We start from the raw sequence: 23,160 nt of genomic DNA, 5'->3' as shown, positions 1-23,160 counted from the left end.
TTATGATTAGAGGCATTTTTTAGCAGGAAGACAGCCACAAGGTATCACTGATTTTAGTGGTCAGTTTATTCGCCGCGATGTTGTTGATATGATCATCGCGCAGCAAGCTTTGCATTTAGGTGGTTTTGATAGTTACTGGTAAGCTTGTTCAAAGAAACTTTCCAGAATAATAACCGCCGACATATTATCAACATTGCCTTTACCTAAGCTACGGTAACCGCCTTGCTCAAATAAACGTGCTTTGGCGTCCGCAGTGGTTAAACGTTCGTCCTGAGTCTCTACAGGAAGTCCATAGTGGTTATGTAAGCGGTTGGCAAACTTTTTAGCTTTGAAAGTAACTTCTTGATTACTACCATCCATATTGAGCGGTAAACCGACAACCAGTAAATCAGGCTGCCATTCATCGACATGCTTTTTAATAAAATCCCAATTAGGTATGCCATCTTTTGCTTTAATTGCAGTGAGACTTGAGGCTGTGCCTGTTAACTCTTGGCCAATTGCAACGCCAATGCTGGTGGTGCCAAAATCAAAGCCCATTACGGTACGTTGACCCTTGGGCTTTAGTTGTTTCTTTGTCATGTTATCTCTGTGCGTTATATTGCTGCTTGACCACGCTCACGCGTGGCCAACTTCAGAACTTAATTGGCTAATATCAATGCCAAGAGTCGCGACTGCTTTTTCCCAGCGCTGTTCAATTGGAGTGTTAAAAATAATATCAGGATCAGCTTTAATAATAAGCCATGAATTTTCTAGCAGTTCTTGCTCAAGTTGCCCTTGTTCCCAACCAGAGTAACCGAGTGTAATAATAAACTGTTCCGGCGCTTGCGCTGTGGTTAAACTGGCCAATACGTCTTTGGATGTGGTGATCATAATATCACTGCTGAGTTCTTGGCTTGCGCTATAACCGGATTTTGGCGAATGCAGTACAAAACCACGATCCGTTTTTACCGGCCCTCCTGCAAATACAGCAACACTTGCGGCATGGGCTGACTTGTCGTTATCGATCTCTATTTTGTCGAGTAAATCACCGACAGTAATATTGATGGGCTGATTGATCACCAGCCCCATAGCCCCGTCTTCATTGTGCTCACAAATATACGCGACAGCACGTTTAAAAAAAGGGTCTTGCATTGATGGCATTGCGATTAAAAAATGATTTTCTAATGATTGCATAACGATACCCCTTTATTGTTAGTAAATTTAAGTATGGCTCAGTTTTCTTTCTATGGCATCAAATAAGCGCCCAGTAATTGAAATATCATAAGCGGCTTCAATTTCTTTTACGCAGGTTGGTGCCGTCACGTTAATTTCTGTTAATTTATCACCAATGATATCTAGGCCTACAAATATAAGTCCCTTCGCTTTTAATGTTGGCGCTACGGCTTCGGCAATTTTCCGGTCAGAGTCACTGATCGGGCGTGCTTCACCGCGGCCACCTGCGGCTAAATTACCACGTGTTTCACCATTTTGCGGGATCCGAGCTAGGCAATAAGGGATCACTTCACCATCCACTACCAATACACGTTTATCGCCTTGCTTGATTTCAGGGATATAATTTTGTGCCATGGCAAAACGACTACCGTGTTCGGTGAGTGTTTCACAGATAACGCCGATGTTGGCATCATGTTCAGTGACACGAAAAATCGACGCGCCCCCCATGCCATCTAAAGGCTTTAGGATAATGTCTTTATGTTCGGCCAAGAATGCGCGAATTTGGTGTTTACAACGGGTTACTAAGGTGTCAGGAGTATGCTCACTAAACCATGCTGTAAATAATTTTTCGTTCGCATCACGTAGACTCTGTGGCTTATTAATAATCAATGTGCCTTCAAGTTCTGCGCGTTCTAAAATGTACGTGGCGTAAATGTATTCAGTATCAAAAGGCGGATCTTTTCGCATTAAAATAACATCTAAATCAGCAAGTGCGATGGTGGTCTTTTCTTCAAGTTCATACCAGTGGTTAACATCGTCAAATACGGTTGCTTTTGCTGCTGTGGCATAGGCTTTGCCTTTACGTAATGAAAGATCATTCATTTCCATATAGTAAATTTCATAGCCGCGGTTTTGGGCTTGCATCATCATTGCAAAACCAGTGTCTTTTTTGATGTTAAATCCACTGATCGGATCCGAAATTATACCTAACTTAATTGCCATGTTCGTTGCCTTACTGAATATATTACTATTGATATGAGGGTGATTTAGCTATTTTCAATTAGCTAAATCGCCAAATTGTAGCTGTAATGCACTTAAGACCGTTAAAGCGGCAGTTTCAGTTCGCAATACACGTGGACCAATACGAATATCAACAAATGCGTGTTGTTTGGTTTGCGCAATTTCTTCATCGGTAAAACCGCCCTCAGGACCCACTAAGAAGCGTACGCCAGCACTGGGAACTTGGATTGTTTTGATGCTGTGCTCCGCGCGAGGGTGCAGGGTCATTTTAATTTCGTCACTGTTTTGTGCAAGCCATTGGCTAAGATCAATCGGTGGGTGAATGGTGGTTATAGTATTACGTCCTGATTGCTCGGCAGCTGCAATGGCTATTTTTTGCCATTGTAGGTGTTTCTTTGCAAGTCTTTCAGGGCTTAATTTAACCCCGCAACGTTGGCTAAAAATCGGCGTGATCTCAGTGATCCCTAACTCCACCGATTTTTGAATCGTAAAGTCCATTTTATCGCCACGGGAAATACCTTGCCCTAAGTGAATGCTAAGTGGTGATTCAACGTCTTTGTCAGCAAATGAAAGTGGCATTGCCACGACTGATTTCTTACTAACGTCAATGAGTTCACACCGGTATTCGCCACCTTGGCCATTAAACAATGAAATATGCTCACCAACTTTCATACGTAACACGCGACCAATGTGGCCTGCGGCATCATCTTCTAATTGCAGTGGGGTGGCAATTTCAATGGAACTTGCTTGATAAATATGAGGAACTCGCATGTTGACCTTCAACAAAAATAGCTAATGTTGTTATGGTAAGTAAGTCATCTCTTTGGTGCAAATACTAATTGTGAGAGCTGCATAATTAGTTATTGAGCTTTTCGCATAATGCATCTAAATCTTGCGGGGTTTCGGCTATTTCAGTTTGACATGATAAATGATTGTTCTGCGCGACATCGGTGACCGGTTCAAATTGATAGCCATCAATGGTTTCTTTTATTAAAAAGCGAACAGAGTGTAATGAGTTAAATATAAACCGTTGTTTATCATCAGCGAGTAAATAATCCGTTTCATTGAATAGCACCCCGGCAATATCATGATGCTCGTGTAAGTAACTGGCTAATTCTGACACGCTAATTTCATTGCTAAAGTCACAATAGCAGTAATCTTTGATTAGCTCATCAAACATTAACTTTACTAATTGGCGGGTGTGTGTACCTGCTACCACTAAAGTGCTGGGGCGAGTTCCGTGTGGCTGAGCAAAATAGTGCTCAGTAAATTGCCGACTGAATTCACTGTCGTTGTCGATCAGTAGATAGTTACTTACTTCAAACGGCATAAGGCCCCACGTGTTTGAATATTTCCAAGCTTAAACTGAAAACATGCTTATTAGTAAATAGCCTATTGCACTGAAAACAGCAAATTCAATGCAGGCTACGCCAATATTATCTTGATGATCAATTTCAAGCGCAGTATCAATGTTTGGCAAAGAAATGAACTTGATAATAGTCGTTAATAAATACAGTAATAACCACATAGTGCCGCAATGTAAAGCTAATGTGAATAAATTCTCAACCATTTTACCACTATGGAAGGTCGCGCTGGCTAGGCCTGCATAGATAGCTAATGCAAGTCCGATCGATTTACCCGCATAGCGGATGCCGATTGAGGTATTTTCTAAATTAAAATTATTTTGTAATGACGCGCCTTGATTAGCGCGGGCAAAACGGTATTCACGCAGTTTGCTGTCTAAAGCAAAAAAACCTTGGAGTAAAAAGAAGCTAACAAATGCGATGAGCAAATTGCTAAATCCTTGCGTGTGAGACCAGTTATAAAGTCCTAAGGTAATGATAAAGTTGGCTATCAACATGCCTGAATCAACTAAAGCGGCACAGACATTTTGTTTTAAGATGGCGGCTTCTTCGTTAAAGCGGTGTAAAATCCACTTACGGTGTATGAGGTGACCTACTTTGATAAAAGTGAATAAAAGCACTATTAATACAACTACTTTAATCGGGTTTGATTGGGCTGCGCTAATATTGATTTCATCAAATAAGAAAGCCATCGTAGCGATCACTACACTGATTTCTGAGGCAAAGCTGATCCCCATTGCAAAGTTATCATGCTGAGCTAGTTCTTCTTTTAAAGCCTGCTTAGCCTTGAGCTGACTAATTACACGTAAACAAATAACTGCTACACAAATAACCGTAAAACAGATAGCAATCGCAAGTAAACTAGTGTTAGATAAAGATAAATATGACATTAAGAACCTAGGGTGGTTATTATTATGTTAATCATTCTAGTACGGTTACGACAGATATAAAAGAGAGTATTTGATGACACTAAGCGAGCAACTTCCAGCAGCACTCGACAACCTCGGTCGCGAGCGCTTTGTACAGCTTTACCCTGAACGCTCCCCAAGTGAATTAATTATTAAATTGATAGGCTTGAGTGACTTTGCATGGCGTTGTTTGCAATCTCAACCACAGTTAATTGAAATACTATTGTCTGATACGCAAATGAACTTGCGTGATTGCCCAGATCCATTTCAAGAGTTAAATTTGGCAGAAGTGGATGAAGCGCAGTGTCATAAAATTTTACGTCGTTATCGTGAACGTTATTGGTTAAAAGTCGCGTGTTTAGATTTATGTTATAACAACGACATTGCAGACAGCATTGGCTATATTTCAGCACTTGCTGATCAGTTAATTGATAGTGCTAATCGTTGGGCATTTGCTCAAGTTGCTATCGTAAACGGCGAACCATTAGATGATCAACATCAACCATTAGCAATGATGGTTCTGGGCATGGGCAAATTAGGTGGCCAAGAATTAAATTACTCCTCTGACATCGATTTAATCTTTTCTTATCCTCGCAGCGTCAAAACTCAAGGCGGGCGTCGCTCGTTAGAGGCGCAAGTATTCTACACTAAAGTTGCGCAAAAGCTGATTGCAGCACTGAACCAAAGCACAGTTGATGGCCAAGTGTTTAGAGTTGATATGCGACTGCGCCCGTTTGGCGAAAGTGGTCCTTTAGTGATGAGTTTCACTGCAATAGAAGACTATTATCAAGATCAAGGTCGTGAGTGGGAACGTTATGCCATGCTTAAAGGGCGTTTGATTGGCGCGCCAACCCGTTATAGCGATGAGTTTTACCAGTTATTAAAACCATTTGTATATCGTCGTTATATTGATTTTTCAGTGATCGAATCACTACGTAAAATGAAACAAATGATAGCCCAAGAAGTACGCCGTAAGCGTTTGACTAACAATATAAAGCTAGGTGCAGGTGGTATTCGAGAAGTGGAGTTTGTGGTGCAAGCTTTGCAAATGGTAAGGGGCGGTCGAGAAGCAAATTTGCAAACGCAATCCTTGCAAAAAGCATTAGCGGAACTTGAGAATATTCAAATTATTGCTGAAAGTGAAGCGCAGTTATTACGGTATAATTATTTATTCTTAAGACGCGTAGAACAGTATTTACAAATATTTGCCGATCAACAAACGCAAACATTACCTGATGATGAACTCAATCAACAGCGGTTAAATTACTTGTTAGGGCAAGGGGACTTCAACGCATCTTTAGCGCAAATAAATGACATTATGGCGGGTATACATAGTGAGTTTGAGCAAGTTATTGGCTATGAAAGTGAACCTGTCGATCCATGTGAAAGTGCCTTTATTAGTGCATGGGAGCATACCGATATTAGCGTGTTAGAACAACCCAATGATGCGTGGCAAATACCGCTAGAAGATTTTAGAGCGCGGTTAACAAAAACCAAAATTGGTCACCGCGGTCGTGACATTCTCGATAAACTCATGCCGTTATTGTTGAAGCAACTTGCTGATAGTCAGGTAACCGGTGATGTATTTAGTATGATCTGCCAAGTGTTAAGTAAGGTTATTTCACGTACAGCGTATTTAGAATTACTCTATGAAAATCCAGGTGCGTTAAAGCAATTAGTTTCATTATGCTGTCACAGTAAATGGATTGGTGAACATATTTCTCGATATCCCATTTTACTTGATGAGCTAATAGACCCTGCGGTGCTGTATAAGCCAACCCCATTGAGTGCCTACAAAGATGAAATACGTCACTATTTTTTACGTATTGATGGTGAAGATCTAGAGCAGCAAATGGAGGCGCTGCGTCAATTTAAACAAACCCATCAATTGCGTATTGCTGCCGCTGATGCAACGGGTGTACTAGATGTAATGAAGGTCAGCGATCACTTAACTGCATTAGCTGAAGCAATTGTAGAGCAAGCTGTTAATCTGGCGTGGCAACAAATGGCACAGCGCTTTGGTACTCCCCCTAATACTGATGATGAACATAAAGGCTTTGCTGTTATTGCATACGGTAAAACCGGTGGTTTTGAAGTTGGTTATGATTCCGATCTTGACTTAGTTTTTGTACATAATAGTGATGGCTCAGAGCAAACAAATGGTAGCAAAGCGATTGATTCTCGTCAGTTCTACTTAAAACTGGCGCAACGATTAATGCATCTATTTAATACCCGTACAGCATCGGGTATTTTATATGAGCTGGATACGCGATTACGCCCAGAAGGCGCTTCAGGGCTAATGGCTATCAATTTAGAAAGTTTTAATCATTACCAGCAAACTCAAGCGTGGACATGGGAGCATCAGGCTTTGGTGCGTTCACGCATGATTTTTGGCCAAGCTGAATTACAACAGCGGTTTGCGAAAATTCGCTTAGGTATTTTGTGCCAGCAACGAGATCCAGAAAAGCTCAAAGAAGATGTGATCACCATGCGTGAAAAAATGCGAACGCATCTAGCCAAAGGTAATGATATTGAATTTGATTTAAAGCAAGATGCCGGTGGCATTGCTGATATTGAGTTTTTAACACAATACTTAGTGCTCAATAATGCTCACCGTTTTGATGAGCTAACAACCTATTCAGATAATGTCAGGATCTTAACTGATGCGGCTCGCCTTGGTTGTATTAGTAAAGAGACTAAGCAAGGCTTGATTGCAGCTTATATTGATTACCGTTCTCGCTATCATGTATTGAGCTTAGATCAGCAGGGGCGTTGTGTAACTAAAGAAGAGTTTGCCACACATATTGCGTTTGTTAGTAATGCATGGCAGCAGGTATTTGAATTAACTTCTTAGGCGTTTGCAATTCTCGCGCAAATATTCAGAGGGCAGCTCAGTGATCACCGCTGCCCGTTGTTTAAAGCAAAAAAACGTATAGACTTCGTTCTCAAAGTCATCGTTGATAGCGCGCCCTACTTGATAGAGAGTTGAGTTAAAATTACTATCCACTCTAAAATGATCTTTGACTACATAATCTTTATTTAAATACCAATATAAGACGATGTCTTCATCACGTGCGTATTCAGTTAACACTTTTTTTAATGTGGAGCCGTTTTCGAAACGTCTGGGAATATACTCCCCCGTCCAGTTTGGTGAAGAAGGCTCAACGACTTTCGCACGCTCGGTTAACGCAGCATCAATATTTATATCTGGAGCCGGGAGTTTAAGTACATACTTATCACGTTCATTGTTTTTATTAACTTGGTTACGTAAAGCAGAATAAAAGCGCGATAAACCTTGTGCCGCGGCATTTTTAGTCTCTTTCATATCCATGACTGGACCATGGCCTAATAAAAAATAAAGTGCTGCGGCAATTAAAATGGCTGCTAATGATAAATGCTTAACCCAAAACCACATAACTCATACTCTTGTGTTTGTATTTGTTAATAAAAGCATATTCCAGTGATATTGTCACTTGTAATAAGAAGGCGCATCGATATCTGGACGCGTTTTAAAACGTCTATGCAGCCACATATATTGCTCAGGGGCAACGTTTACAGCTTGCTCTATGCGTTGGTTAACCCGAGTTACATCTGCTTTATCATCACCACTGGGGAAATTCTCCAGCGCTGGCAATACTTCTAAATGGTATTTTCCTTGCTCATCACGACGGCTAGTTAAGCTGACTGTTTCACAGTTTTTACTGGCTGAAAACAGTAAAGTTCCAGTGGTGGTTGCTGCATCTTGAACTGCAAAAAAAGGTGCAAACTCGCAACGTTTACGGCCATAGTCTTGATCGGGCAGGTAGTAACAGACTTTTTTGTTTTTCAGTGCTTTTAATAGCCCTTTGACATCGCGTTTGCCAATTAAATACTCATTTGAGCGTAAGCGGCCACGGGTCATAAAAAATTCCATTAGCGGATTATTATGCGGACGATAGAAGCCGATGCCTTGGTGATTAAGTCCCATTACACGGCTGGCTATTTCAAGGTGTAAAATATGGGGAACGAGCAATAGTACGCCTTTACCAGCTTGTTGTATGCGTTCAAAGTGCTCAAGTCCTTTCACAGAACCATAAACACGTTTGATCCGCCAATTTGGCCACCACCATGCCATACCTGTTTCAAGTGTTGCAATGCCAGTGTTTTCCATATTTTGTTTAACCAGTGCACGTTGCTCTTCAATAGGCATATCAGGAAAGCATAATTTTATATTAACTTCAGCAATGTGGCGGCGCTTTTTCATCGTGCGGTGTACCAAGCGACCAAGTTGTTTGCCTAACCATAATTGCAATTTAGACGGTAACCAAGAGACCGTATATAAAATAAAAACACATAGCCAAGTAAGCCAATAACGCGGGCCTAGGAAAGACCATTTAAATGCAGATGAGTTGACCACGGAAATATCTCATATTCGAAAAGTACTTAGTTTAACTGGATGAATAAAAAAATACAAAAAAGCCAGCAATTTGCTGGCTTTTATAAAGGGTTAACTAAAAGAGTCGTTTAGATTTCTTTTAAGCCTTGATTAATCGCCAGTAAGTCATCGCTTGTTAAAGTCCCCGCAGCTTGTTTTAAGCGCAGTGTTGAGACTACATAACGGTAACGCACATCAGCAAGGTTACGTTTTGCATTAAAAAGGTTTTGTGTGCTGATCAATACATCAACAATAGTACGAGTACCCACTTCAAAACCTGCTTCAGTGGCTTTTAATGCACTTTCCGCGGAAACAACGGCTTGCTCAAGGGCTTTAAAGGTGGCGATATCAGATACCACTTGATTATACGAAGTGATCGTATTGCGTGTAACTGCACGTAAGCTTGCTTCTAGGTCTTCACTTGCTGCTACATAAAAAGCACGTGCTTGATCGGTCGCAGCTGTGGTTGCACCACCAGAATAAATTGGCACACTAAAGTTAATGCCTACATTGGCGCTGTCACCACGAGGCTTCATATTATTGTTGTTACTATCAGTAAGTGTGTCACCGTAGCTGGCGTCTAATGTTAACCTTGGATAGTGGCCGGCTTGCGCTAAATCAATTTGATCTTTAGCAATATCAACGGTTACTTTTGACACTTGTAGATTTAAGTTGTTTTCTTCTGCCAACTTAATGTAATCAGTTGATTGCTTGGTTGGTTTGACTGTAGAAAACGTTTCAGTATTTAATGTATCAAGTTTGGCATGATATTTACCGGTGATCTCGCGAAGCTGTTCACGGGCTGTTTCAACGCCATTTTTTGCGACGATCTCACGAGCAACAGAGTTATCGTACTGCGCCTGCGCTTCATGAACATCGGTAATTGCCGTTAAACCTACAGCGTAACGCTGTTTAGTTTGCTCAAGTTGGCGTTCAATAGCGCGTTTTTCTGATTGTACAAACTCTAAATTATCAATGGCGCTTAATACGTTGAAGTAACCCTCTGCAACACGAACAATGAGGTCTTGTTTAGCAAAGTCGTACTGAGCCGTTGCTTGCAATGCTTGTTTGTCAGCTATGCCTAATGAATTCCATGCACCTAAATCAAACAGAGTTTGACTGAGTGTAAGACTACGACTAAATGAATCGGTATCAGTATCTGTATGAATATAACCTGCGTTATCGGTCCCAGTGTATGTAGAACTGTCCGTTTTATCATAACCCATAGAGAAATTGATTTGCGGTAATAAAGCACTCATCGCACGATCACTGTTATACGCTTGTGCGTCAGCTTGTGCTTTTGCTTTTAAAACAGTTGGATCGTTAGCTGTAGCAATTTCGTAAACTTGTAATAAATCTTCAGCATTAGATGCTGTAGCCGTTAATGCGCAGGATAAGCCAATTAGCGCAGCAAGAATGTTCTTTTTCATTATTCGTTCAGTCCTTAGACAATTTTCGTTCTAAAAGCATGGTAACCTGTTTTACTTAATAACAAAAAAAAAATTGCGTAAAACAGCGTAAACAAGTGTAACAGAATATAATAATCCTCAAACTATTTGAGTTAATAAAGCGATTTAGGAAGATAAATGACCGATAAGACCGTAGCAAAGTTCAGCAGCAATGATGTAACTATCGCGCCAATAGAAAATTTATATGCAGGTTTTTTTAAAATAAATTTATATCAGTTTCAGCATGCCCTTTTTGCTGGTGGGCAATCAGCAACGATCCGCCGAGAAATACTCGAACGCGGTGACGCCGTAGCCGTTTTACCGTATGATCCTATTTCAGATAATATATTGCTCATCGAGCAAATTCGTATTGGTGCGATCAAGAGTAAGCAGTCTCCTTGGTTATTAGAGTGCATCGCGGGTATGACGGATGGCAGCACTGATTATGAGACTGTAGTAAAACGTGAGGCATTTGAGGAAGCGGGACTTGAACTGGATGAATTAGAGTTTATGTTATCGTATCTTTCAAGCCCAGGCGGCACGACTGAGAGGTTACACCTTTATTTAGCGCTTACTGATTTAAGTCAGCTGCAAAGTGGTGTTTATGGGCTTGAAACAGAAGGTGAAGATATAAAAACTCACATCATCAGTTACAGTGAAGCGATGGCACGTCTAGCCAGTGGTGAAATAGACAATGCCGCTACGGTTATTTCATTACAGTGGTTAGCACTTAATCGCGAACGTATAATGAATAAATAGACTACCCTTAACATCTAATTTTATGGCGGTAACGTGACAGCACTTGCAGTGAAACAACGATATATTCAAAGTCTCCCTAAATACTTGACCTTGTGTGAGCACAATTACTTACGCGCGCTAAAGTTGCTGCCTAACGAGCGCAAACAAGGCAGTACGCGACAAGTACAATTAGGCAATAGCCAGTTTGCAATTAAAGTAGATGGGTGTGCAAAGTACACTATGGATATTTCTATTACGCAATTAACGGGCATGTTAGCAGGCTTCACCCCACTGTTTTTGACTGTGCGTTTGTACCATGATGCAAAGGTGGCAGAAATAATTCACCATGACTACCACCAAAGAATTAAACCATCCTATGGTTACCCTAATCCGCAAATGCATCAAAAAGATGAAAAATATCAGCTCAATGCATTTTTATATGATTGGTTAGTGGCATGTGTAGAAAGTGGTCGCTCTGTACTCAATTGGGATGTGAATAATGGCTTGGTTTGATGTACATGCCACTTTCAAGCACAATCAACTACGTTTAGCGCATATTACCGATAGCCATTTATTTGCTGATCCACAAGGTGAGTATTTTTCGGTTAATACCGCAGAGCACTTTTCTCGCGCGCTGGCACACATGGCAGCGCAGTCATTAGATGCGGTTATTTTTGGTGGTGATTTAACTCAAGATCACAGTATTGAATCGTACTCGTTATTTGCTCAGTTGATTGCTGACTCAGCGCTTACCTGTCAGGTATTTTGGCTGCCAGGAAATCATGACGATATAGCTGCCATGAAACACATTTCTAGCGGCCAAATAAGCAACGCTAAGCGTTTAATTGCTCAGGGTTTCGAAGTGTTATTGATTAACTCTAAAGGCCCAACTCCCGCAGGCTGGGTAAGTGAAGTGCACTTAAATGAGATCACTGAATTATTAGCAAATACAGTGTCACCGAGTGTGGTCTTTTGCCATCATAATCCGCTGCCAATTAACGGCTATTTAGATAAGCATATGCTTGAAAATGGGCCACAGTTACTTAACATGTTACAAAACAGTGGGCAGGTTAGGCATGTATTTCATGGTCATGTTCATAATGACTATCAATTTCAGTTCAGAAATATTGAAGTGGTGGCGACCCCTGCAAGTTCAGTACAATTTACTAAAAATAGTCACCATTGGCAGCAACAAAATTTAGGTGCGAGTTATCGGTTATTAACGATAACTAAGTCAAGCGATGACGTAATTGTTGATTCGGAGCTAGTATGGCTCAACGAGTAATTTATATTCATGGGTTTAATAGCAGTGAGAAATCATTTAAAGCTGTCCGCTTTGGTGAGTATATGGCACACTATGACGTTGATTATTGTGTGCCGCGCCTAAGTCATGAACCGTATCATGCAATAATTCAGCTTGAGCAATTAATAACGCCAAATACGGTATTACTTGGCAGTTCTTTAGGTGGTTTTTACGCCACTTATTTATCGCAGAAATATCAATTACCAGCAGCGCTGATCAATCCTGCTGTTAAACCTTATTTATTATTGAGTTCATTGTTAGGGCCGAACTATAATCCGTATCAGGATAGCCATTACGAGCTCAATAATAGTCATATTAACGCGTTAAAGTCACTGTCGATACCATACTTGAAACGCCCATCATTACTGTATTTATTACAGCAAACGGGTGACGAAGTTTTGGATTATCAGCAGGCCGTTAAATATTATTCACAATGCCAGCAACGGGTAGAATTTGGGGGTGATCATAGCTTTATTGGCTTTGAAGACTCCATTGCTAGTATTGTAGATTTTCTTAAAATCACGTAAAACATAGCTAAGCGCATAAAAGATAAAAACTATGAGTCAGCAAAATTATAACGCCGAAGCCATTGAAGTATTAAATGGGTTAGAACCTGTTAAACGCCGTCCTGGCATGTACACCGACACTACCCGTCCTAATCACTTGGGACAAGAGGTTATTGATAACAGTGTCGATGAAGCAATGGCCGGCCATGCCACTAAAATTGATGTTATTTTACACGAAGATAATTCACTAGAGGTCAGCGATGACGGCCGTGGTATGCCTATTGATATTCACCCAGAAGAAGGTATCCCTGGGGTTGAACTAATTTTCACTAAATTGCATGCCGGTGGTAAGTTTTCCAATAAGAATTACCAATTTTCTGGTGGTTTACACGGTGTCGGTATTTCTGTAGTAAATGCGCTCTCGACCCGAGTTGAAGTGGTTGTGCGTCGTGATGCACAGCAATACATGATGGCGTTTGAAAATGGCGATAAAGTTGAAGACTTACATGTCATTGGTACTGTTGGTAAGCGTAACACCGGTACCACAGTGCGTTTTTGGCCGGATGCCAGCTATTTTGATTCCGCTAACTTCTCATTACTCAAGCTACATCACTTGCTTAAGGCTAAGGCTGTATTGTGCCCGGGTTTGCGTATTAAGTTTACTAACAAGCAAACCAAAGAAACGCAAGAGTGGTACTATGAAACGGGTTTAAAAGATTACTTAAACGAGGCCGTTAAAGGATACGAGGTTTTACCACAAGACCCATTTACAGGCGAATTCTCAAGCTCAACTGAAGGGGCTGATTGGGCCGTTGTTTGGTTGCCAGAAGGCGGCGAATCAATTGCTGAAAGCTATGTTAATTTAATACCTACAGCGCAAGGCGGCACCCATGTGAATGGTTTGCGCCAAGGTTTACTTGAAGCGATGCGTGAGTTTTGTGAATTTAGAAACCTCTTACCGCGCGGCGTAAAGTTGACCCCCGATGATATTTGGGAGCGCTGTAGCTATGTCTTATCAGTTAAAATGCAAGATCCACAATTTGCTGGCCAAACCAAAGAAAAACTCTCATCTCGTTCGTGTTCTGCATTTGTATCAGGGGTGGTTAAAGACTCATTTAGCTTGTGGCTGAACGAACATACTGATACTGCAGAGCTGCTTTCTGAGCTGTGTATCTCAAATGCTCAAAAACGTTTACGTGCTGCTAAAAAGGTGGTGCGTAAACGTGTTACAGCAGGCCCCGCATTACCTGGTAAATTAACCGATTGTAGTGCCGCTGATAATGATCGCACCGAATTATTTTTAGTCGAAGGTGACTCAGCAGGCGGCTCAGCAAAACAAGCGCGTGACCGTGAATTTCAGGCTATTATGCCGCTACGTGGTAAAATTTTGAACACGTGGGAAGTTGAATCAGGGCAGATTTTAGCATCACAAGAAGTACACGATATTTCAGTTGCATTAGGGATTGATCCAGATTCCGCAGATATTTCTTCTTTACGATACAATAAAATCTGTATTTTAGCGGATGCTGATTCCGATGGGCTACATATTGCCACCTTATTATGTGCGCTTTTTGTGCGTCATTTTCCTACCTTAGTAAAAGCGGGGCATGTGTTTGTTGCGATGCCGCCATTGTTTAGAATCGATATTGGTAAAGACGTTTATTACGCCTTGGATGAAGATGAAAAGTCAGGCATTTTAGCTCGTATCGAAGCTGAGAAAAAACGTGGCAAAGTGAATGTACAGCGCTTTAAAGGCTTGGGTGAAATGAACCCACTACAATTGCGTGAAACAACCATGGACCCTAATACTCGCCGCTTAGTACAACTTACTTTAGAAGATGAAGTGGAAACCATGGAAATGATGGATATGCTGCTTGCGAAAAAACGTTCATCAGATCGTCGTCAATGGTTAGAAGACCATGGAAATCGTGCTCAAGTGTAATTAAGCCAGGGTGTAAATATGCAAGGTCAACAAGGAAGCTGTTTTAGCTATTTACACATACGTGTTTTATTACTCAGCATATTTGCGTACTTGTATTTATATTGCGCTGCGTCAAACGCAGCGCAGCAACCGGCTTTAGATGCGCAATGGTTGGCGACACAACGCGACCTTGCACATGAGAAAAGTGTTCAAGATCCAGGTCAAGCTACTGAGTTTTTAGAATTAGTATTAACCCAACAGCACACTCGCTTAACGCCCTTACAACGCAGTGAGTTACAACTTGATTTAGCTGAAAATTACTTATTATTGGGTGAGTTGACTAAAGCCATAGAGTTGGAAAAACAACTTGCCAATGAATTGGCAGTATTAAGTAATGAGTCGTTGATCAATTACTACTTAATAAAATCCACTATCCATAGTTACTCGGGTCAAGCTGATAAGTCGTTAGCGATTTTAAAGACCGCTGAGCAGCAAGTCGATCTACTTGGTAATGATAAGTTAAGAAGTAAAGTATACGGCGCGTTAGCGAGTTTTTATGTTTATAATCATGATGATATTAAAGCATTAGACTATTTTTATAAAAGCTATGAGATTATTAAGCGCAGCGGAGATTTACTTGATTTAGCCTACATAGAATCGACCATGGCAAAATCGTATGAGTATTTATTTGATTACGATAAAGCACTGCAAATGCAGCACAAGGCGTTAGCTTATTTCCTAGAGAATGATTTAGTGTTTGATAGTTTAGTGTCGTACTTTCATTTAGCTAAAGTATATTTAAAGATGGAGTGTAGCCAAGAGGCAATTGATAGTAGCCAAACAATGCTCGCAATGGCCCACAAAGTAGCAAATGAAAACTTAGTGTACTACGGTTATATAATATTGGCCGAAGCGTATTTATTTGAACAAGATATAACGCGTGCTAGTCATTACCTTGCACTCAGTAACCAGTTTTTCGATAAGCTTGAAGATGTCGCTAACATTGCCAATCACTTATACATTCAAGCTGCTGTCGAGCTTGCACAAAATTTAACTGAGCAAGCCGCGCAAACGTTAGCAAAAGCGCAGTTGATGTCTGAACAAATACCAATAGAAAATAGTATAACGTCGTTATTAAAGCTGGCACGGTTACAAACAAAGCTGGCCGTACAACAAAATGATTATCAACTGGCTTATAAGTATCAACAAGATTTCATAGCGTTAAATGATCAGCATTATAATAAAGTACGTGAGTTGTCGCGCTCACGTCATAAAGTCCAATTTGATACCAAACAAGTTGAACTTGAAAAGCAATTGCTTAAAAAAGATAAAGAGCTTAATGAGTTTGCTTTACTAGAAATTAAACAACAGCAAGCACTACAAAATACCATTATGTTTAGTGTGTTATTGTTGTTTTTACTCTTGTTACTGTTTTCGTGGCGACAATACCGATTAAAACGTAAGTTCAGTTTATTGGCAAATACTGACTTTTTAACCGGTGTGGCAAATCGACGCAAAATCATGGATCTTGCTGAGTTACAGTGGCTACAGCTGAAAAAAGATAATCATAATTTTTGTTTGATCATTTTTGACTTAGATCACTTTAAGACTATCAATGATGAGTTTGGTCATCCAGCTGGGGATCATGTATTAAAAGCGATTACTGAGATTTCGCAACGCGCTATTCGCGACAATGATGTTTTAGGACGTATTGGTGGAGAGGAGTTCTTAGTGGTGTTAAGTAATACATCGCGTGTGGAAGCGGTAGAAATCGCTTATCGAATTAAAAGTGATATAGAAAAAACACAGATTAATTATGGCGAACATGTGCTTAGAATGACTGCAAGTTTTGGTGTCGCGCAAAAAGGTGTGCATCTAAACTCATGTAAAGATTTATTAAAAAACGCAGATAAAGCGCTCTATACTGCAAAAGAGCGTGGTCGAAATAGGGTAGAAACCGATGAATAAATTACTAATATCTCTACTAGCAGTAGGGTTGCTAAGCACGCCCTTAGCAGCAAAAGAAATTATTCAAGAACTCAGTGTTCCGGATGGTTTTACAATAAATATATTTGCCAGTGATGTAGAAAACGCTCGGCAGCTTGCTGTGTCAAAAAAAGGCATAGTGTATGTTGGCTCGCGAAAAGCGGGCAATGTGTATGCATTGATTGATCACAATAGCGATGGAATTGCTGATAAACAAATCTTAGTAGCCAGCGGTTTAACCATGCCATCTGGCTTAGCAATTAAAGATGGTGATTTATATGTAGGTGAAGTACATCGGATTATTCGCTTTAAAAATATCGATACACAATTAAAAGCGCCAAGCTATGAAGTGGTATACGATGCGTTGCCAACTGAGCGCCATCATGGTTGGAAATTTTTACGTTTTTCACCTACTGGCGAATTGATCATCCCAGTTGGGGTACCTTGTAATATTTGCGGCGAAGATGAGCGGTTTGGACGAATCTTTTCGTTGGATGTCAGTACCAAACAAATGACCACGCTTGCGCAAGGTGTTCGTAATTCTGTCGGTTTTGATTTCCACCCAAGTACACAGGTTATGTGGTTTAGCGATAATGGTCGAGATATGATGGGGGATGATTTGCCTCCAGATGAGTTAAACCGTTTAACGAGCGAAGGTGAGCACTTTGGTTTCCCATACGTGCACGCAGGTGCAATTTTAGATCCTGAGTTTGGCAAAGGCAAAAGTATTGCAGATTACAGTGCTCCAGCGTTAGCGTTAGGTGCACATGTTGCACCTCTAGGTATTCATTTTTATAACGGAAAGCAATTTCCGGCTAATTATAAACAGCAGCTATTTGTTGCTGAGCACGGGTCGTGGAACCGCAGTAAAAAATCCGGATATAAAGTGGCAGTTGCCACCATTGAGCAAGGACGTGTGATAAAATATACGCCGTTTATTACGGGCTTTATGAAAAACGAAGAAACATTGGGTCGTCCAGTTGCTTTTGCAGAACTTGCCGATGGCAGCTTATTGATCTCCGATGATTATGCCAATGTGATCTACCGTGTAAGCTATAAAAAAAATTAGGTAGGCTTTGATGAGTGATACAGATACTTTGCTAATGCAAGGAATTGAACAACAAACAATGGGGCGTTTTACCGAGGACGCCTATTTGAACTACTCCATGTATGTGATCATGGACAGGGCATTGCCGCATATTGGCGATGGCTTAAAACCCGTACAGCGCCGGATTATTTATGCGATGAGTGAGCTGGGTTTATCAGCGGCAGCGAAATATAAAAAATCTGCGCGCACAGTTGGTGACGTATTAGGTAAATATCACCCACATGGAGATAGCGCCTGTTATGAAGCGATGGTGTTAATGGCGCAACCATTTTCATATCGTTATCCACTTGTAGATGGACAAGGTAACTGGGGCGCGGCAGATGATCCTAAATCATTCGCTGCAATGCGTTATACCGAGGCACGTTTATCTAAGTTTTCCGAAGTACTGTTGAAAGAGCTTGGCCAAGGCACCGTTGATTGGACGCCTAATTTTGATGGCACTATGGATGAGCCTAAAGTCCTGCCTGCACGCTTACCGCATATTTTACTTAATGGTATTACGGGGATTGCCGTAGGTATGGCAACAGACATTCCGCCACATAACGTGCGTGAAGTGGCTAGCGCCTGTTGTGAATTGTTAGATAACCCAAAAGCTGAGTTGGACCAATTGCTTGAGCATGTGCAAGCACCTGATTATCCAACTGAAGCAGAAATTATTACGTCAAAAGCTGATATTCGTAAAATTTATCAAACTGGTCGTGGTTCGATAAAAATGCGGGCTATTTACACAGAAGAACACGGTGATATCGTGATCACTGCATTACCGCATCAGTGTTCTGGTGGCAAAGTGCTTGAGCAAATTGCAGCACAAATGAATGCGAAAAAGCTGCCTATGGTGGCTGATTTACGAGATGAGTCAGATCACGAAAACCCAACTCGCATAGTGATTATTCCTCGCTCTAATCGTATTAAAGTGGAGCCGTTAATGGCCCATTTATTTGCAACGACAGATTTGGAAAAAAATTACCGCGTTAATATTAATATGCTGGGTCTTGATGGCCGTCCGCAGGTAAAGGATTTACGAACAATTTTAACTGAGTGGCTGGTGTTCCGTCGTGAAACTGTGCGCCGCCGTTTGCAGTATCGCTTAGATAAAGTATTGGCTCGTTTGCATATTTTAGAAGGTTTACTCGCTGCCTTTTTAAATATTGATGAAGTTATAGAAATTATTCGCTCTGAAGATAAGCCCAAGCCGGTGTTAATGGAGCGCTTTGGTATTACTGATATTCAAGCAGAAGCAATACTTGAATTGAAACTGCGTCATTTAGCAAAACTCGAAGAGTTTAAAATTCGTGGTGAGCAAGATGAACTAGCGAAAGAGCGTGACAAATTACAGCTGATTTTAGGCTCAGAACGTCGTATGTCGACGTTGCTAAAAAAAGAAATTCAAGAAGCCGCAGAGATGTATGGCGATGAGCGCCGTTCACCAATTGTAGAGCGTCTAGAAGCAAAAGCACTAAGTGAAAAAGATTTGATCCCATCAGAATCTGTAACTGTGGTGCTATCGGAAAAAGGCTGGGCGCGAGTAGGTAAAGGCCATGATTTAGATGTAGAAGGGCTGAGTTATCGAGCTGGTGATGCATATAAAGCCTCAGCTAGGGGTAAGAGTAATCAACCCGCGGTGTTCTTAGATTCAGCAGGGCGCGCATTTGCCACCGATGCACATGGTTTACCGTCGGCACGAAGCCAAGGAGAACCAATGACAGGGCGGTTTAACCTCACTGTTGGTGCGAACTTTGAACATGTAGTAATGGCTGATGATAAACAAGTGCTGCTAATGGCATCGGATGCAGGCTATGGTTTTATCACTGATTTTGTTGATTTAGTAAGTAAAAACAAAAACGGTAAAGCTTTGGTAAGCGTCCCTAAGGGGGGGCAGTTATTGGCGCCAATTAGAGTCAATGATGTTGCCACTGATTACTGTATGGCTATCTCGAACGAAGGTAGAATGTTACTGTTCCCGTTACGTGACTTACCAAAGTTGGGTAAAGGTAAAGGTAACAAAATAATTTCGATTCCAAGCGCAAAAGTGCAAGCGCGAGAAGAGTTTGTAAAAGTGTTGACGGTTGTGCCAGAAGGAACGAGTGTTACCTTGCACGCAGGTAAACGTAAATTGACCCTAAAACCAAGTGACTTAGAGCATTATCATGGTGAGCGTGGTCGTCGTGGTAATAAGCTACCGCGAGGTTTACAGCGAGTTGATGAAGCTGTGGTTGAATTAATTACTGTTGACGATAGTGAGTCCACCGAAACAGAGTAACAATTTGACTTAATTGTTATTAAACTAAATGGCCTGCGTTTGCAGGCCATTTGTTTTTAAAAAGAAAATTAATTTAAGCTTACAAGTGTGCGCTAAACTCTCGTTTAGCAACTAAAATAACGCTATAATGCCGGCGTTATTATTTTTGGAGAGTTTTCTTTGTTAGCTATTATTCGTATTTTGATCATGGCATTATTTATTTTACTAAGCTGTATATTTGGTTTAATACTTTGTTTAGTAAAGCCTTTTCATATAAATAATGTACATATTTTGGCTAGTTGGTTTGGCTCTATGGCTAAAATGCTTGGGGTAAAACTGGTTATTACACGTCACCCTGATGCACAAAACTGCGGTCCGGCAGTGTACGTTGCAAACCATCAAAATAACTACGACATTTTCACGTTACCAGCCGCAGTACCAAAAAACTGTGTAAGCTTAGGGAAAAAAAGCCTGAAATGGATCCCATTTTTTGGCCAGCTTTACTGGCTATCGGGAAACATTTTGATTGATCGTGGTAATCGCTCAAAAGCGGCTGGGACTATTTCTAAATCAGCAGATAAAATTAAACAAAAAGGCCTGTCTGTATGGATGTTTCCTGAGGGAACGCGTAGTTATGGTCGTGGTTTATTGCCATTTAAAACAGGGGCATTTCATACTGCATTAAATGCCGATGTGCCAGTAGTGCCTGTATGTATGAGTACAACGGATAAAACCATTAAGCTAAATCGCTGGGACAATGGTACAATCTATATAGACATGCTAGCGCCACAGCCCCTTGATAAAAAGGTTGGGGCACGTGAACACGCAACACGTATTCACTCTATAATGGCTGCTAGAATAACTGAATTAGATGCTCAAGTGAGAGAAAAGTAATGGAAAATTGGCGTGAAATAAGTGAAGACATTGTAACTTCGTTATTAGAAGATGGCTCAGATCCAGAGATCTTATATGAAGTTGAACACCACTTTGTCTGTGAAGACTTTGCAAAGCTTGAGCAAGCTGCATTAGCCGCGTTTAAGCTTGGTTATGATGTTGAAGAACCTGCCGAGCTAGAGCTTGAAGATGGTAGTAAAATTTGGGGATTTGACATCGTTGTAGAAGCAGAGCTTGATGTTGATGTTATTATGGAAGACGTTGATAAACTTGCCCAACTGGCGGTAGATACCGATGTAGAATACGACGGCTGGGGCACGTATTTTCAAGAATAAGTAGCGAGTGGTGAGGGCAACGTTAGAGAGAGTAAAGTTAGCGAGAGTAAAGCTCGCGAGGGTAAACAGCTTGACCCTTGTGTTTGGTTTCTAATCTCGCCAACTCGCGCTCCCATAAGTAAATGCCAACTCGCAATATCCACAAATAAATGCAAATCCACACTACCGACAAGTAAATATAAGTTTACCTCATACTTAATTATTGTTCCTGCTTTTAGTTATAGACATTTATACTGGATAGTTGATAATAAAAAGCCATTATTGAAAAAGTAACTTATTGCTATTTATGCTCATTACCCTCCCTATTTCTGAACTCGTACCAGGTATGTTTGTTGACAGTGTCAGCAAGCAATTTGAGGGCGCTGATAGTATCAAGATTAAAACTCGAGGTTTAGTTCGTGATAAGTCAATTATAAAGCGACTAATATCTGAGGGGGTGCAAGAGTTATTAATCGACTTTACTCAAAGTGACGTAGGGATCCCCGCTAAGTACCAACAAAAAACTCCGACGACTAATGAGCCTGTAGCAAAAGCTAAAAAAGTAAAAGCCAAAAAGGTTATCTCTGTCGAACAAGAGTTTGCTAAAGCCAGTGTTAGTTATGAGCAACATAATCGTAATTTGCAAAGCTTATATGGCGATGTAACTTCAGGTTTAAAGATGAATATGACGTTGCTTGATGATATTGCCAAAGATATTGTGGCATCGGTATTTCGCAATCACAATGCAATGACCATTTTAACGCGTCTTAAAGATAAACATATGTACAATTGGCGACACATGACCAATTGCGCTATTTTTGTCACTGTATTTGCTAAGTACTTAGGTTACAAAGAAAGTATTGTTCATGAGCTTGCTATGGGGGCATTGTTGCATGACTTAGGGCAAGCTAAATTACCTCAAGGGATTTTCTCTAAGCCTGAAAAAGTGAACAAGTTAGAGATGCAAGCGATTAAAAAGCATGTTGCACAAAGTCTTGGCTTAGTAAAAGGAGAGAAAGGCATTACACCTTTGATGCTTGATATGATTGTTAATCATCATGAGCGTCTTGATGGGAGTGGTTACCCTCGAGGTTTGCAAGGTGATAAACTTAGTCGGCCAGCACGAATAATGGCGATTGTAGATGTGTACGATGCGATGACCGCAGATAGGCCGCATCAAATAGGCGATGAGCCAATTAACGCACTGCGTTATTTATTGGCAAATAAACAAATGTTTGATGGGGAGTTAGTACAACGGTTTATTAAGTGTTTAGGCGTGCATCCGGTAGGGACTATTGTTAAGTTAACTAATGAACGCTTGGCTTTAGTCACTGAAGGGAATCACCAGAATCCAATTCAGCCTAAAGTGAAAATTTTCTATAACGCTAAACACAGCCATCATATTACTGCAAAAGATGTTGATTTAACTTCACCTGAACATGATTTAAAAATCCTCGCGAGTATTAAGCCGTTAGACTACCAGCTTAATTTGGCTCGTTTGTTAAAAGAGCATCTGCTGGTTTAAGCGATTTTTTAATTTTTGATTGATCACAGCGCTTTTTAGCTGACTGCTTTGCTGATAAAAGAGCACCGCTGAAGCAACTGACCATTAATAATAGCCATAATAAAGTTCCCTTTTCAGTATGCAGGGCTCCACAGCAAAACAATAATGCTATCAAGGCGAAAATAATCGCGCCTAACCAATAATGATTAACAGGATTGTCGCATTGCCCAGCTCTTGTGCAGGCACAAAAGTTCGCTTTGCAAAAGCAATACACACTCGCCCCAGAAAAAGCTAATGCAGCAATAATTAATGCTATTTCCACAGCTTTACTCCTTTTACTG

The 23,160-nt window shown here is 40.8% G+C and carries 22 protein-coding genes; 12 read left to right on the top strand and 10 right to left on the bottom strand.

Going from position 1 to position 23,160, the window contains the following annotated elements; translation table 11 throughout:
• Positions 1-132: 132 nt before the first annotated feature.
• The 6 genes from ruvX to CWB85_RS08515 form a co-directional block, all read right to left on the bottom strand.
• The gene (ruvX, locus tag CWB85_RS08540; protein WP_016708189.1) at positions 133-579 is read right to left on the bottom strand and encodes a Holliday junction resolvase RuvX; all 447 of its coding nucleotides are present in this window, start codon (positions 577-579) and stop codon (positions 133-135) included.
• 36 nt (positions 580-615) lie between these two features.
• A complete protein-coding gene (locus tag CWB85_RS08535; protein WP_016708188.1) occupies positions 616-1,173 on the bottom strand; it encodes a YqgE/AlgH family protein in 558 nt (185 codons plus the stop codon).
• Between the two features lie 27 nt (positions 1,174-1,200).
• Entirely contained in the window at positions 1,201-2,154 is a 954-nt protein-coding gene (gene gshB / locus CWB85_RS08530) for a glutathione synthase (protein WP_016708187.1), read from the bottom strand.
• A gap of 54 nt (positions 2,155-2,208) precedes the next feature.
• On the bottom strand, positions 2,209-2,943 hold the full coding sequence (rsmE, locus tag CWB85_RS08525) for a 16S rRNA (uracil(1498)-N(3))-methyltransferase (RefSeq protein ID WP_138554633.1): 735 nt from the start codon (positions 2,941-2,943) through the stop codon (positions 2,209-2,211).
• Between the two features lie 85 nt (positions 2,944-3,028).
• Positions 3,029-3,502, bottom strand: coding sequence for a hypothetical protein (locus CWB85_RS08520; RefSeq protein ID WP_016708185.1), 474 nt, complete (start codon positions 3,500-3,502; stop codon positions 3,029-3,031).
• A gap of 30 nt (positions 3,503-3,532) precedes the next feature.
• A complete protein-coding gene (locus CWB85_RS08515; protein ID WP_016708184.1) occupies positions 3,533-4,426 on the bottom strand; it encodes a DUF350 domain-containing protein in 894 nt (297 codons plus the stop codon).
• Positions 4,427-4,499: 73 nt separating this feature from the next.
• Between CWB85_RS08515 and glnE the strand changes: the two genes are divergently transcribed.
• Entirely contained in the window at positions 4,500-7,298 is a 2,799-nt protein-coding gene (glnE, locus tag CWB85_RS08510; RefSeq protein WP_016708183.1) for a bifunctional [glutamate--ammonia ligase]-adenylyl-L-tyrosine phosphorylase/[glutamate--ammonia-ligase] adenylyltransferase, read from the top strand.
• On the opposite strand, the gene CWB85_RS08505 is transcribed toward glnE, so the two are convergent.
• The 3 genes from CWB85_RS08505 to tolC form a co-directional block, all read right to left on the bottom strand.
• Complete coding sequence (locus CWB85_RS08505; RefSeq protein WP_016708182.1) at positions 7,287-7,859, bottom strand: TcpQ domain-containing protein; 573 nt, start codon at positions 7,857-7,859, stop codon at positions 7,287-7,289. The genes glnE and CWB85_RS08505 overlap by 12 nt on opposite strands.
• A gap of 54 nt (positions 7,860-7,913) precedes the next feature.
• Positions 7,914-8,840: an LpxL/LpxP family Kdo(2)-lipid IV(A) lauroyl/palmitoleoyl acyltransferase gene (gene lpxL, locus CWB85_RS08500; protein WP_138554632.1), complete on the bottom strand. Its 927-nt coding sequence runs from the start codon at positions 8,838-8,840 to the stop codon at positions 7,914-7,916.
• 107 nt (positions 8,841-8,947) lie between these two features.
• Positions 8,948-10,288 (bottom strand): outer membrane channel protein TolC, encoded by a 1,341-nt coding sequence (tolC, locus tag CWB85_RS08495; protein ID WP_016708180.1) that lies wholly within the window; start codon positions 10,286-10,288, stop codon positions 8,948-8,950.
• Positions 10,289-10,444: 156 nt separating this feature from the next.
• Here tolC and CWB85_RS08490 point away from each other — a divergent pair, with 156 nt between their 5' ends.
• The 11 genes from CWB85_RS08490 to CWB85_RS08440 all read left to right on the top strand — a co-directional run bounded on the left by CWB85_RS08490 (position 10,445) and on the right by CWB85_RS08440 (position 22,840).
• Positions 10,445-11,065, top strand: coding sequence for an NUDIX domain-containing protein (locus CWB85_RS08490; protein WP_138554631.1), 621 nt, complete (start codon positions 10,445-10,447; stop codon positions 11,063-11,065).
• A gap of 33 nt (positions 11,066-11,098) precedes the next feature.
• Positions 11,099-11,557, top strand: coding sequence for a DUF1249 domain-containing protein (locus tag CWB85_RS08485; RefSeq protein ID WP_016708178.1), 459 nt, complete (start codon positions 11,099-11,101; stop codon positions 11,555-11,557).
• Positions 11,544-12,329 carry a metallophosphoesterase gene (locus tag CWB85_RS08480; RefSeq protein WP_138554630.1) on the top strand — a complete coding sequence of 262 codons (786 nt, stop codon included), beginning with the start codon at positions 11,544-11,546 and terminating at the stop codon, positions 12,327-12,329. Before CWB85_RS08485 ends, CWB85_RS08480 begins: the two co-directional genes overlap by 14 nt.
• Positions 12,314-12,874 carry a YqiA/YcfP family alpha/beta fold hydrolase gene (locus CWB85_RS08475; RefSeq protein WP_016708176.1) on the top strand — a complete coding sequence of 187 codons (561 nt, stop codon included), beginning with the start codon at positions 12,314-12,316 and terminating at the stop codon, positions 12,872-12,874. Before CWB85_RS08480 ends, CWB85_RS08475 begins: the two co-directional genes overlap by 16 nt.
• Before the next feature lie 31 nt (positions 12,875-12,905).
• Positions 12,906-14,795, top strand: a complete 1,890-nt coding sequence (gene parE, locus CWB85_RS08470; protein WP_016708175.1) for a DNA topoisomerase IV subunit B — start codon at positions 12,906-12,908, stop codon at positions 14,793-14,795.
• Between the two features lie 18 nt (positions 14,796-14,813).
• Positions 14,814-16,742: a GGDEF domain-containing protein gene (locus tag CWB85_RS08465; protein ID WP_138554629.1), complete on the top strand. Its 1,929-nt coding sequence runs from the start codon at positions 14,814-14,816 to the stop codon at positions 16,740-16,742.
• Positions 16,735-17,829 (top strand): PQQ-dependent sugar dehydrogenase, encoded by a 1,095-nt coding sequence (locus CWB85_RS08460; protein WP_016708173.1) that lies wholly within the window; start codon positions 16,735-16,737, stop codon positions 17,827-17,829. Before CWB85_RS08465 ends, CWB85_RS08460 begins: the two co-directional genes overlap by 8 nt.
• Positions 17,830-17,839: 10 nt before the next feature.
• Positions 17,840-20,128, top strand: coding sequence for a DNA topoisomerase IV subunit A (gene parC / locus CWB85_RS08455; protein ID WP_138554628.1), 2,289 nt, complete (start codon positions 17,840-17,842; stop codon positions 20,126-20,128).
• Between the two features lie 159 nt (positions 20,129-20,287).
• Complete coding sequence (locus tag CWB85_RS08450; protein WP_138554627.1) at positions 20,288-21,001, top strand: 1-acylglycerol-3-phosphate O-acyltransferase; 714 nt, start codon at positions 20,288-20,290, stop codon at positions 20,999-21,001.
• A complete protein-coding gene (rraB, locus tag CWB85_RS08445) occupies positions 21,001-21,336 on the top strand; it encodes a ribonuclease E inhibitor RraB (RefSeq protein WP_016708170.1) in 336 nt (111 codons plus the stop codon). The genes CWB85_RS08450 and rraB overlap by 1 nt, the downstream gene beginning before the upstream one ends.
• 286 nt (positions 21,337-21,622) lie before the next feature.
• Positions 21,623-22,840, top strand: coding sequence for a cyclic di-GMP phosphodiesterase (locus tag CWB85_RS08440; RefSeq protein WP_138554626.1), 1,218 nt, complete (start codon positions 21,623-21,625; stop codon positions 22,838-22,840).
• Here the strand turns inward: CWB85_RS08440 and CWB85_RS08435 are convergent.
• Complete coding sequence (locus CWB85_RS08435; RefSeq protein WP_016708168.1) at positions 22,800-23,141, bottom strand: hypothetical protein; 342 nt, start codon at positions 23,139-23,141, stop codon at positions 22,800-22,802. The genes CWB85_RS08440 and CWB85_RS08435 overlap by 41 nt on opposite strands.
• Positions 23,142-23,160: the final 19 nt, after the last annotated feature.

This window comes from Pseudoalteromonas sp. S1727 (assembly GCF_005886375.1).
Taxonomy (GTDB): Bacteria; Pseudomonadota; Gammaproteobacteria; order Enterobacterales; family Alteromonadaceae; genus Pseudoalteromonas; species Pseudoalteromonas haloplanktis.
Note: the sequence above shows the minus strand (reverse complement) of the source record. Positions and strands in the feature narration are given on the sequence as shown.

Coding starts and splice junctions, on each gene's coding strand:
- CWB85_RS08520 (WP_016708185.1), bottom strand. CDS start 3,502: ATGCCGTTTGAAGTAAGTAACTATCTACTGATCGACAACGACAGTGAA.
- glnE (WP_016708183.1), top strand. CDS start 4,500: ATGACACTAAGCGAGCAACTTCCAGCAGCACTCGACAACCTCGGTCGC.
- CWB85_RS08535 (WP_016708188.1), bottom strand. CDS start 1,173: ATGCAATCATTAGAAAATCATTTTTTAATCGCAATGCCATCAATGCAA.
- ruvX (WP_016708189.1), bottom strand. CDS start 579: ATGACAAAGAAACAACTAAAGCCCAAGGGTCAACGTACCGTAATGGGC.
- gshB (WP_016708187.1), bottom strand. CDS start 2,154: ATGGCAATTAAGTTAGGTATAATTTCGGATCCGATCAGTGGATTTAAC.
- tolC (WP_016708180.1), bottom strand. CDS start 10,288: ATGAAAAAGAACATTCTTGCTGCGCTAATTGGCTTATCCTGCGCATTA.
- parE (WP_016708175.1), top strand. CDS start 12,906: ATGAGTCAGCAAAATTATAACGCCGAAGCCATTGAAGTATTAAATGGG.
- rsmE (WP_138554633.1), bottom strand. CDS start 2,943: ATGCGAGTTCCTCATATTTATCAAGCAAGTTCCATTGAAATTGCCACC.
- CWB85_RS08465 (WP_138554629.1), top strand. CDS start 14,814: ATGCAAGGTCAACAAGGAAGCTGTTTTAGCTATTTACACATACGTGTT.
- CWB85_RS08505 (WP_016708182.1), bottom strand. CDS start 7,859: ATGTGGTTTTGGGTTAAGCATTTATCATTAGCAGCCATTTTAATTGCC.
- CWB85_RS08440 (WP_138554626.1), top strand. CDS start 21,623: ATGCTCATTACCCTCCCTATTTCTGAACTCGTACCAGGTATGTTTGTT.
- CWB85_RS08490 (WP_138554631.1), top strand. CDS start 10,445: ATGACCGATAAGACCGTAGCAAAGTTCAGCAGCAATGATGTAACTATC.
- CWB85_RS08515 (WP_016708184.1), bottom strand. CDS start 4,426: ATGTCATATTTATCTTTATCTAACACTAGTTTACTTGCGATTGCTATC.
- CWB85_RS08475 (WP_016708176.1), top strand. CDS start 12,314: ATGGCTCAACGAGTAATTTATATTCATGGGTTTAATAGCAGTGAGAAA.
- CWB85_RS08460 (WP_016708173.1), top strand. CDS start 16,735: ATGAATAAATTACTAATATCTCTACTAGCAGTAGGGTTGCTAAGCACG.
- parC (WP_138554628.1), top strand. CDS start 17,840: ATGAGTGATACAGATACTTTGCTAATGCAAGGAATTGAACAACAAACA.
- CWB85_RS08480 (WP_138554630.1), top strand. CDS start 11,544: ATGGCTTGGTTTGATGTACATGCCACTTTCAAGCACAATCAACTACGT.
- rraB (WP_016708170.1), top strand. CDS start 21,001: ATGGAAAATTGGCGTGAAATAAGTGAAGACATTGTAACTTCGTTATTA.